At 76.0% G+C, this 10,704-nt stretch carries 9 protein-coding genes and 1 pseudogene; 6 read left to right on the top strand and 4 right to left on the bottom strand.

Annotated features, from left to right (window positions below):
* The 3 genes and pseudogenes from AC0CYZ_RS09425 to AC0CYZ_RS09435 all read left to right on the top strand — a co-directional run.
* Positions 1 to 237: pseudogene (locus AC0CYZ_RS09425) on the top strand (hypothetical protein); the annotation flags it as partial.
* A gap of 4 nt (positions 238 to 241) precedes the next feature.
* Entirely contained in the window at positions 242 to 1,450 is a 1,209-nt protein-coding gene (locus AC0CYZ_RS09430; RefSeq protein WP_472214582.1) for an Nramp family divalent metal transporter, read from the top strand.
* A 126-nt stretch (positions 1,451 to 1,576) separates the two neighbouring features.
* A complete protein-coding gene (locus AC0CYZ_RS09435; protein WP_472214584.1) occupies positions 1,577 to 3,382 on the top strand; it encodes a sigma-54-dependent Fis family transcriptional regulator in 1,806 nt (601 codons plus the stop codon).
* On the opposite strand, the gene AC0CYZ_RS09440 is transcribed toward AC0CYZ_RS09435, so the two are convergent.
* Positions 3,363 to 4,322 carry an IclR family transcriptional regulator gene (locus tag AC0CYZ_RS09440; protein WP_472214585.1) on the bottom strand — a complete coding sequence of 320 codons (960 nt, stop codon included), beginning with the start codon at positions 4,320 to 4,322 and terminating at the stop codon, positions 3,363 to 3,365. The genes AC0CYZ_RS09435 and AC0CYZ_RS09440 overlap by 20 nt on opposite strands.
* A gap of 189 nt (positions 4,323 to 4,511) precedes the next feature.
* On the opposite strand from AC0CYZ_RS09440, the gene AC0CYZ_RS09445 reads away from it, so the two are divergent.
* Complete coding sequence (locus tag AC0CYZ_RS09445; RefSeq protein ID WP_472214587.1) at positions 4,512 to 4,691, top strand: PspC domain-containing protein; 180 nt, start codon at positions 4,512 to 4,514, stop codon at positions 4,689 to 4,691.
* A 7-nt stretch (positions 4,692 to 4,698) separates the two neighbouring features.
* Here AC0CYZ_RS09445 and AC0CYZ_RS09450 read toward each other — a convergent pair whose 3' ends face one another.
* Positions 4,699 to 5,946: an RNA polymerase sigma factor gene (locus AC0CYZ_RS09450; RefSeq protein WP_472214589.1), complete on the bottom strand. Its 1,248-nt coding sequence runs from the start codon at positions 5,944 to 5,946 to the stop codon at positions 4,699 to 4,701.
* Positions 5,943 to 6,305: a YciI family protein gene (locus tag AC0CYZ_RS09455; protein WP_472214595.1), complete on the bottom strand. Its 363-nt coding sequence runs from the start codon at positions 6,303 to 6,305 to the stop codon at positions 5,943 to 5,945. Before AC0CYZ_RS09455 ends, AC0CYZ_RS09450 begins: the two co-directional genes overlap by 4 nt.
* A 78-nt stretch (positions 6,306 to 6,383) precedes the next feature.
* Between AC0CYZ_RS09455 and AC0CYZ_RS09460 the strand changes: the two genes are divergently transcribed.
* Entirely contained in the window at positions 6,384 to 6,830 is a 447-nt protein-coding gene (locus tag AC0CYZ_RS09460; protein ID WP_472214591.1) for a nuclear transport factor 2 family protein, read from the top strand.
* Positions 6,831 to 6,939: 109 nt separating this feature from the next.
* Positions 6,940 to 7,254, top strand: a complete 315-nt coding sequence (locus tag AC0CYZ_RS09465) for a DUF3040 domain-containing protein (RefSeq protein WP_472214593.1) — start codon at positions 6,940 to 6,942, stop codon at positions 7,252 to 7,254.
* On the opposite strand, the gene hrpA is transcribed toward AC0CYZ_RS09465, so the two are convergent.
* A partial coding sequence (hrpA, locus tag AC0CYZ_RS09470) for an ATP-dependent RNA helicase HrpA (protein WP_472214594.1) occupies positions 7,242 to 10,704 on the bottom strand: 3,463 nt, incomplete at its 5' end. The genes AC0CYZ_RS09465 and hrpA overlap by 13 nt on opposite strands.

The raw sequence follows: 10,704 nt of genomic DNA on the forward strand, positions 1-10,704 counted from the left end.
CGGCCCAGCGACGCGCTGGCGATCGCGGTCCGCGACGCCCTGCCCATCGGGGTGGCCGACGAGGTGATGGAGCGCGCCGGGCAGTCCTGGAAGGAGCTGCAGGGCGACGACCCGCACCCGCAGAGCAAGGAGGTCGACGAGATGCGCGACTTCCTCGACCAGGTCACCGCCGATGACTTCGACGGCTCGGGCTCCGGCCCCGGCACCGAGCCCCCGGAGCCGGGACGGGACCGCTGACCCGATGTTCCGTCGCCCACCGGTGGTCCTCGCCGGCCCGGCCTTCGTGGCGTCCGTCGCCTACGTCGACCCGGGCAACGTCGCCACCAACAGCGTCGCGGGCGCGACGTCGGGCTACGCGCTCGCCTGGGTGGTCGTCGCCGCCGGGCTGATGGCCATGCCGGTGCAGTACGTGGCGGCCAAGGTCGGCATCGTCACCGGGCGCAGCCTCCCGCGGGTGTGCCGGCAGGTGATGAGCCGCCCGGCGCGGGTGCTCATGTGGTTGCAGGCCGAGGTGGTCGCGATGGCCACCGACGTGGCCGAGTTCCTCGGGGCGGCCGTCGGGCTGAACCTGCTCTTCGGCCTCGGCCTGCTGCCGTCGGGACTGATCACCGCGGTCGTGGCGTTCGGTGTCCTCGCGCTGCAGCGCCGCGGCCACCGGCCGTTCGAGGTCGGGATCGTCGCCTTCCTGGCGTTCGTGGTCGCCGGCGTCGGCTTCCAGCTCGCCGAGGTCGGGATCGACCCCGGGGGCGTCGCCGCGGGCCTCGTCCCGGGTCTCGACGACTCCGCCCAGCTCGTGCTCGCGGTCGGCATCGTCGGCGCCACCGTGATGCCGCACGCCATCTACGCCCACTCCGCGCTGTCCGCGGGCCGCTCGCGCGGGGTCGGGCGACCCGGCCGGGCGCGACTGCTGGCGTTCCAGCGCACCGAGGTGATCGGCGCCCTGACCATCGCCGGCCTGGTCAACCTCGCGATGCTGCTCGTCGCGGCGCGGGTCTTCGGCAGCGGGAGCGGGGAGGGCGTGGACGGGCTCGAGGCCGCGCACGCCGGCCTCGGGCAGCTCGCGGGCGGTGCGGTCGCGCTGGCGTTCGCCGCGACCCTGCTCGCCAGCGGCCTCTCCTCGGCCGCCGTGGGGACCTACTCCGGGCAGGTCGTCATGGAGGGCTTCGTCGACCTGCACCTGTCCGCGACGATCCGGCGCACCGTGACGATGGTGCCCGCCCTGGTCCTGCTCGCGATCGGCACCAGCCCGACCACGGCGCTGATCGCGAGCCAGGTCGTGCTGTCGTTCGGCATCCCCTTCGCGCTCTACGCCCTGCTCCGCGTGGCCCGGGACGAGACGGTCCTCGGGACCGAGGCGATCGGGCGCGGTATGACCCTCGTGCTCGGCGGGATCAGCGCGGTCGTCGTCTGCCTGAACGTGGTCCTGCTGGTGGACACGATCGCCGGCTGAGGTGGGCGCGGAGGGCTGGTGTCTCGGATCGAGACGTCCGGGCCTCGCGCCGTGGCGCCGATCACGCCTACCATCGCCGGTTGCGCATCCTTCGAGGACGACCGAGGCGCGGCAGCGAGGTGGCCCATGGACGCAATGACCGACCCCGCTCTCGACCGCGCCCGCGAACGGTTCCTGGGGGACGGCACCGTCGACGAGCGCGGTGTGGTCCGCCCGGAGATCGTGCAGTCCTGGGAGCGCTCGCGCCGCGCCGGCGTCGACGCCGACCACCTCGCGCTGCCCTACGACCCCGACCTCGACTTCGAGGGCAGCCTCGTCCACTGCGCCCGGCCCGTCCTCGACGACCTGACCGAGCGGCTCTCGGGGATGGCGGTCGCCGTCGTGCTCTCCGACGCCGAGGGCAACGTGCTGGACCGCCGCGTCGGGGAGGGCGAGCTGCGGCGCCGCCTCGACGCCATCCAGCTCGCGCCGGGCTTCAGCTACGCGGAGGAGTTCGCCGGGACCAACGGCGTCGGCACGGCGCTCGAGGGCGCCGCCAACGCGATGGTGATCGGCGCCGAGCACTTCACCGACCGGCTGCGCTCCTTCGCCTGCGCCGGGGCCCCCGTGCACCGTCCCGGCGGCGCGCTCGTCGGGATCCTCGACGTCACCTGCCTGGCCGCCGAGGCGAACGACATCATGCGGTTCCTCGCCGCGCAGACCGCGAAGGACATCGAGGAGGTGCTCCGCGAGCGCGGCAGCGCCGGGGCGCGCGCCGTCATGGCCGCGTTCCGGGCCGCGAGCGTGCGGGCCCGGGGGCCGGTGCTCGCGCTGGCCGAGGACTTCGTCATCGCCAACCGGGCGGCCCACGAGACCCTCGACGCCGCCGACCGCGACCAGGTCGCCCGGCACGCCGCCGAGTTCCGTCCGAACGGCCCGGGCGAGGAGCGCGTGCTGCTCTCCGACGGCCCGGTCCGGCTGCTGTTCACGCCCGCGCCCGCGCACCGCCCGGCGGGTGTCGTCGTCGAGGTCGTCCCGAGCACGAGCACCCTGCGCCTCGCCGGGAGCGGGGTCGGGGGCGGCGCGGGGCCCCGGGCCTACTCCGGGCCGGCCCCCGCACCGGCGCGCCCGCTGGCCGGGCTCGCCGGGACGTCGCGCTCGTGGCGGACGACCAGCGCGGTGCTGCGGGCCGCCGCCGGTGCGGTGCGCAGCACGGTCGTGCTCGGCGAGACCGGCGTGGGCAAGGCGGCCGCGGTCCGGGCCGCGCACCGCGAGGTGCGCCCCGCCGCCCGCTTCGTCGTCGTCGACGCCGAGACCGAGGAGGCGCCCGGCGAGCTCGCGGCGCTGCCCGGGGCGCTCGGGACCGACGCGGCGACGGTCGTCGTGCGGCGCGTGGAGGCGCTCGACGCCGCCGGGGCGGCGGCCCTGGCCGGGCTCCTGGACCACGCGACGCCGAACGTCTGGGTGACCGCGCTGGTCACCGGCGCGGCGGTCGGGGAGGGCCGGGCGGTGCACGACGTGCTGGGCCGGTTCTCGGGCTCGCTCACCATCGAGCCGCTGCGCCGCCGCCCCGAGGACGTCGCCCCCCTCGTCGAGGCGCTGCTCGCGCGGCTGGCGCCCGGACGCCGCGTCCGGTGCACCCCGGAGGCGATGGCGCTGCTCGGGGGCGCCCGGTGGCCGGGCAACGCCGCCCAGGTCGAGGACGTGCTGCGCCGTGCGCTGGTCGCGCGCCCCGCGGGCGACCTCGAGGCCGCGGACCTGCCGGCCGAGGTGGCGGTGCACGGCACCCGCCGCCGCCTGACCCCGCTGGAGACCGCCGAGCGCGACCTGATCGTCGGGGCGCTGATCGAGGCGCGCGGGAACCGGGTCAAGGCCGCCGCCGCGCTCGGGATGGGCCGCGCGACGCTCTACCGGCGGCTGCGGGCCTTCGGGCTCACCGACGTGGGCCGCTGACGGCCCGACCGGGGCGCCGCCGGTGCCCGCGGACCAGCGGGCGTCGGTCGGCGGGGCGGTGTTCGGTGCCGGTGCGCTCGGCGTCGTGCCCGAGCTCGCACCCGTCGTCGTCCCGCGGCGGGGTCGCCGCCCACTCGCGGTGGGCCTGCTCCGCGACCGCGACGACCGCGGCGACGAGCTCGTCGCGCTGCCCGGCGAGGCGGCGGACCGAGCACGACAGGCCGATCGCGACGGTGGAGGTGCCCGACGGGGCCGTCACCGGCGCGGCCACCGTCGCGAAGCCGGGGGCGAACTCGCCGTCGTCGAGGGCCCAGCCGCGGTCGGCCACCGCGTCGAGCTCGCGGGCGAAGCGGACCGGGCACGTGATGGTCCGCGGGGTCAGCGCGGCGAGCTCCTCGCCGCACACCGCCTCGCGGTACATCGGCGACGCGGCGAGCAGCACCTTCGTCAGCGCGAGGGCGTGGGCCCGCTCCGGGGGGATGTGGGTGTCGAGCCCGGGGATGCGCGCGAGGCCCTGGTGCCCGCGGACGTCCGAGACGCTCGCGACGACGGTCCCGGTGCGCCGCACCAGGTACGCGCGCTGCCGCGTCCGGCGGTACAGCTCGGTGACGGCCTCGGCGAGCACCGCGCCCGGAGCGGGGTCGCCGGGCTGGAGGTCGGGAGAGTCGGCGGGCTCGTCGCCGAGGGCGTGCCCGGCGGGCACCCACGCCCCCCACGGCGGCGCCGACCCCAGCCGGGCACGGCCCGAGGCGTCGCGCCGCGCGTACCCGGCCTCGACCAGGGTGTTGACCATGTAGCGCGCCGTGGCCGAGCTCTTGCCGAGGTGCGCGCCGATCTCCGCGGGCGACAGACCCTCCGGGTGGTCCCCGAGCAGGCGCAGCGCCCGCAGGACCATGGCGGCCGTCTTCAACGACCGCGCACCCGACGTGTCCTCGCTCACAGGGGGAACAGTAGGAGTCCGGGCGTCCGGGTGCCTGTCTCGATGTGGGACAGGTGGCCGCTCCTCGGGGTCGACCCCGAAGATTTCCGGGTCTCACCCCCAGGCCGCGGCCCGCACGGTGGTCCAGTGTCGGACGTGACGACCCCGGCGCGACCACCGCGCCGCGTCACGACCCCCGGAGGAACCGTCATGGCCGTGCTGACCCGCTCCACCCAGGACCACTGGATCGCGGGGGTGTGCGGCGGGCTCGGGGAGCGCTTCGGTGTCCCCGCCAACGTCGTGCGCCTGATCTTCGTGCTGTCCTGCCTGCTGCCCGGGCCCCAGGTGATCATCTACCTGGTGCTGTGGGTGATCATGCCGCGGCGGTGACCCGCGCTCAGGTCAGGCGCGACGCGCGGTCGAGCAGGTAGGCCCGCTCCGGGGCGGACCGGGTGAGCCGGGCCGCCTCCCGGTAGGCGGCCACCGCCGCCTCGTCCCGGCCGGCGGCCTGCTCGAGGTGCCCGCGCACCGCCGCGACCCGGTGGTGGGTGCGCAGGCCCGGGTCCTGCGCGAGGTCCGCCAGCTCCGCCAGCGCGGCGTCCGGGCCGTGCACCTCCCCGACGGCGACGAGGCGCCCCAGCCGGGACATCGACTCCGGCCACAGCGCGACGAGCGTGTCGTACAGCGCCAGGATCTGGGGCCAGTCGGTGTCGGCGGGGTCCACGGCCGCGTCGTGCAGCGCCGCGACGGCGGCCTGGACGGTGTAGGGACCCGGGACCCCGTCGCGCAGCACGTCCTCGACGAGCGCCGTCCCCTCCGCGATCATCGCCCCGTCCCAGCACGAGCGGTCCTGCTCGGCGAGCGGCACCAGGGCACCGTCGGCGGAGGTGCGCGCGGGCCGGCGGGCCTCGGTGAGCAGCATGAGCGCCAGCAGGCCGGCCACCTCCCCCGCCTCGCCAGCACCCGGGGGGAGGGCGGCGCGCAGCGCGCGCGTCAACCGGATCGCCTCGGCCGTCAGGTCGGGGCGGTGGAGGTGCTCGCCGGTGCTCGCGGTGTGGCCCTCGGTGAACACCAGCGAGAGCACGGCGAGGACCGCGGGCAGGCGCTCGGTGCGCTGGGCCTCGGTGGGCGGGGCGAACACCTCGCGCGGGTGGACGAGGCCGTCGGCGAGGCGCGCCTTCGCGCGGCTGATGCGCTGGGCCACCGTCGGCTCGGGCAGCAGGAGCCCGTGGGCGATCTCGGCGGTCGTCAGGCCCCCGACCGCCCGCAGCGTCAGCGCGACCTGGCTCGGCGGGCGCAGCGCCGGGTGGCAGCAGAGCAGCAGCAGCGCCAGCGTGTCGTCGGCGCCGGACGCCGGCAGCTGCTCGGGGGCGGCGGGGACCTCCCGCAACAGGTCGTTGGCCTCGCGGCGCCGCCGGGCCGAGTCCCGACGCCACGCCTCCACGAGACGTCGGGTCGCGGCCGTCACCAGCCACCCCGTCGGGTTGGCGGGCAACCCGTCCTGTGGCCAGCTCGTCGAGGCCGCGAGCAGGGCCTCCTGCAGGGCGTCCTCGCACGCGTCGAAGTCGTGGTGGCGGCGCACCAGCACGCCCAGCACCGACGGCGCGACCTCCCGCAGGACCTCGACGACGTCGCTGCCGCTCACACGTCCCAGCCGCTCATGTCGAGCACCGGGCGCACCTCGACCAGCCCCCACACGGCGTCCGGCACCCGGGCACCGATCTCCTCGGCCCGCGCCGGGCCGTCCACGTCGACGAGCAGGAAGCCGGCCAGGTGCTCCTTGGTCTCGGCGAACGGGCCGTCGGCGACCACCGGGCGCCCCTCGGCGGTGGAGACCCACCGGGCCAGCGACGGGTCGGCGAGCCCCTCCGAGGCGACCAGCTCCCCGGACTCGGCGAGCTCCCGGCTCAGCGCCAGGTGGTCCACCCCGAACCGGGCGCGCTGCTCGGGGGTCAGCGACTCCCAGCGCTGCGCGAAGTCGGGGTTCGAGTGCAGCAGGATCATGTACTTCACGGTGGGGCCTCCTTCGAAGACATCGTCGCTGTGGTGTCGAGACGCCGGGCGCGGTCTCGACACCCGGGCATGACCATCACCGAGCACACCACCGACACCGAGCAGATCCTGGCCATGCTGGACGAGATGCACGACGCCATCGGGGCGGGGGACGCCGCCCGTGCCCTCGCGTCCTGCGCCCCCGGCGCCGTCGTCTACGACCTGGCCCCGCCGCTGGTGCAGCGCGCGGGCGACCACGACGCGGCCGTGGCCGCGCTGGGCGACTGGATCGCGTCCTTCGCCGCGCCGCCGCGCCTGGCCCACCGCGAGCCGACGGTGCACGTCGACGGCGACATCGCCTTCGTCCACACGCTGACCTCGCTCTCGGGGACCAAGGGCGGCGAGTTCACGCTGTGGTTCCGGTCGACCTTCGGTCTCCGCCGGGTCGACGGGCGGTGGCTGATCGTCCACCAGCACGAGTCGGTGCCGTTCCACATGGACGGCTCGTTCCGCGCCGCGGTCGAGCTGGAGCCCTGACGACCGAGCCCTGAGATCGCATCGATTCACCCCGCCGCGGGGGTGGGCGCGGACGGGTGATCGGGGCACCCTGGCGGCAGGAAGACAACGACGTCGTCCGGAGCCCACCATGAACCCCGCCACCCCGTCCGATCCCGCGCCGCTCACGAGCCAGGAGCAGGCCGTCCTCGCCGCGATCGCGGCGCACGAGCACCGCTGGGACGCGGGCTTCGCGAACGCCCTCGCCGTCGGGACCCCGCCCGCCCCCGCGCGGCGGTGGCGCACGCTGCTGCTGGTGCTCGCCGTCGTCGTGCCGGTGTCGATCGCGCCGATGGTGCTCTCCTCGGCGTGGATCCTCGCGATCGCGGCCGTCGCCCTGCTCGTCGTCATCCCGACCGGGCTGGTGGTCTGGGCGCTGCGGCAGGGGCGCGTCTACCCGAGCTGACCCGGCTGACGCAGCGCAGCCAGGGCCTTCGTGATCCGCTGCGGCGAGATGGACCCGGCCGTCCCGATCTCCTGGGCGAACAGGCTGACCCGCAGCTCCTGGATCATCGCGGCGACGGCGTCCCAGCCGTCGCGGTCGAACGTCCGCGGCTCGGCCTCCGCGGCCGCCCGCCGCGTGCGGTAGTCGGCCTCGACCGCGTGGACCTCGTCGGTGAGCTCGGCGTCGCGGCGCGGGGCGGTCGGGAGCTTCTCGAGCCGCTTGGCCGCCGCGCGGAGCCAGCGCACCACGTCGGGCAGGCGGCTCACCCCGTGCCGGGTCACGAACCGGCCCCCGACGAGGGCCGCGACCTGCGCTCGGACGTCGTCGAGCGCGGCGTGCAGGAGCCCGCTGGCCGGCCGTGCGGCGAGCTCGTCGAGTGCCAGCCGCACCGTCGTGGCCTCGGCCAGCACGGCCTCCGCGCGGGTGAGGACCTCGGCGGCACCGCCGGCCAAGCGCGCGGTGACGTCCGCCCGGAGCCGGTCGAACGCCTCGGGCGTCCACGCCGGGCCGCCGCGGGCGGCGACGAGCCCGTCGACGGCCGCGGCGACGCAGTCGTCGGCGAGGTCGGCGACGTCGCGGTACCCCGATTCGGCCATCGCCCCGCGCAGCCGCAGTACGGCGCGGTTGTCCAGCGAGCGGACCAGCGCCTTCGCCGGTGACGTCGTGCTGCGCAGCAGGAGCCGACGGGTGCCGCCGCGCATGGCGTCGCGGGCCTCGAGGGCCGAGTCGAACACCCCGATCCCGACGGTGCCCGCCGGGTCGGTGCGCGTGCCCTCGTCCACCAGCGCCAGGTGGGCCGTGACGGTGCCGCCGGCGCGGGACTGCTCCCGCGTCCGCGGCAGTTCGCCGACCTCGGCGAACGACGTGAGCCCGCGCCGCTCGAGCCCGTCGGCGACCTTCGCCACGGCCGCCCGGGTCTCCTGCGCGTAGCGCCGCCGCAACGCGCCGAGGTCGGTGCCCTCGGCGACCACACCCCCGTCGTCGTCCGTGACCCGGAACGTCAGCCGCAGGTGCGAGGGGAGCCCCGCGACGTTCCACGCGTCGGTCGGCACGTCCACGCCCGCGAGCCGCTTGACGGCGTCGGTGACCGCGCCGAGCAACGGCTCGCCGTCGGCGGGGCGACGGTCGGCGGCGAGGCGGGCGAGCAGGGCGCGGGCGGTGTCGGGGGCCGGGACCAGCGAGCGCCGCAACGGCTTGGGCAGCGAGCGGATCAGCGAGGTCAGCATCTCCTCGCGCAGCCCCGGCACCTGCCAGGCGAGGTCCTCGGCGCGCACCTGTCCGAGGACGGCGAGGGGCACCGAGACGGTGACGCCGTCGCGCTCGGAGCCGGGCTCGAAGGCGTAGGAGAGCGGCAGCGTGAGCCCGCCCGCGCGCCACTCGTCGGGGTACGACCCGGCGTCGGGAGCCTCGTGGGCGAGCAGCGCCCGCGGGTCGAGGTCGAGCAGGTGCGGATCGCGGCGCGACTCCTTCTGCCACCACCGGTCGAAGTGGCGCTGCGAGACCACGGAGGCGGGGACGCGCTCGTCGTAGAACCGGAAGATCGTCTCCTCGTCGACGAGCAGCTCCCGCCGCGCGCGGCGCTCCATCTCGGCGACCCGCTCCAGCTCGGCGGCGTTGCGCCGCACGAAGGCGTGCCGGGCGTTCCAGTCGCCCTCGACGAGGGCGTGGCGCAGGAACAGCTCGCGCGAGGTCTCCGGGTCGATGCGCCCGTAGTCGACCGTGCGGTCCATCGCGAGCGGCACTCCGAACAGCGAGACCCGCTCCACGGCCACCGCGCTGCCGCGGCGCTTCGACCACCGCGGCTCGGAGTACGTCCGGGTGACCAGGTCGCCGGCGGCCTGCTCGGCCCACGCCGGGTCGATGCCGGCGACGGTGCGCGCCCACAGCCGGGAGGTCTCGACGAGCTCGGCGGCCATGACGAACGTCGGGGGCCGCTTGGCCAGCGTCGAGCCCGGCCAGATCGCGAACCGGGCGCCGCGGGAGCCGTCGTACTCGGTGAGGGGCCGCCGCTTCGGCTTCGGGGCGCCCTGTTTCGGCTTCGGCGGCTCGTGGGCGAGGCCGAGCTGGGAGAGCAGCCCGGTGAGCAGCGCCTGGTGGACCCGGTCGGCGACGTCCTTCGTGATCTCTCGGGCCGGCTCGTTGCGGGTCAGGCCCAGCTCCTCGGTGAGCTGACGCAGCTGGGCGGCGAGGTCCTGCCACTCGCGGATGCGCAGGAAGTTGAGGTACTCGGCCGCGCACTGCTTGCGAAAGCGGTTGCCGGAGAGCTCGCGGCGCTGCGTGCGGACGTGGTCCCACAGCGCCAGCCACGACAGGAAGTCCGACCGCGGGTCGGTGAACCGCGCGTGCGCGGCGTCGGCCTCGGCGGCCTTCTCGGCCGGGCGCTCGCGGGGGTCCTGCGCGGAGAGCCCGGCGGCGATGACGGTGACCTCGTGCAGACAGCCGAGCCCGTCGGCGGCCAGGATCATGCGGGCGATCCGGGGGTCGACGGGCAGGCGCGCCAGCGAGCGGCCGATGTCGGTGAGGGTGATGGCGTCCTCGCCGACCCGATCCCCGGTCGCTCCGCTCGCCCCGGTGATGGCCCCGAGTTCGGTCAGCAGCCGGACGCCGTCGCGGATCGCGCGCGTCTCCGGCGGGTCGACGAAGGGGAACTCCTCGATCGGCCCCAGCTTCGCGCCCGCCATCTGCAGGATCACCGACGCGAGGTTGGTGCGCTGGATCTCGGGGTCGGTGAACTCGGGGCGAGCATCGAAGTCGTCCTCGGCGTAGAGCCGGATGCAGATTCCGTCGGCGACACGACCGCAGCGTCCGGCCCGCTGGGTGGCGCTCGCCTGGGAGATCTTCTCGATCGGGAGGCGCTGCACCTTCGTCCGCTGGCTGTAGCGGGAGATGCGGGCGAGGCCGGGGTCGACGACGTAGCGGATGCCGGGCACCGTCAGCGAGGTCTCGGCGACGTTGGTGGCCAGGACGATCCGCCGCCGGTTCGAGGCGCCGGGCTCGAACACCCGGTGCTGCTCGGCGGACGACAGGCGGGCGTAGAGCGGGAGGACGTCGAGCGGGTCGGTCGGGCGCTCGGGGAGCGCGTTCAGCGCGTCGGCGGTGTCGCGGATCTCGCGCTCGCCGGCGAGGAAGACGAGGACGTCACCGCCCGGTCCCTCGCGCCGAAGCTCCTCCACGGCCTCGACGATCCCGTCGATCTGGTCCTTCGGCTCCGCGCCGGGATCGTCGGGGTCGGCCCGCGGGCGGTAGCGGACCTCGACCGGGAACGTCCGTCCGGAGACCTCGATGATCGGCGCGTCCCCGAAGTGCTTGCTGAAGCGCTCCGGGTCGATCGTCGCCGAGGTGATGACGACCTTGAGGTCGGGGCGGCGGGGCAGCAGCTGCGCGAGGTAGCCGAGCAGGAAGTCGATGTTG

The sequence above is a fragment of the Actinomycetospora sp. genome (assembly GCF_055612215.1).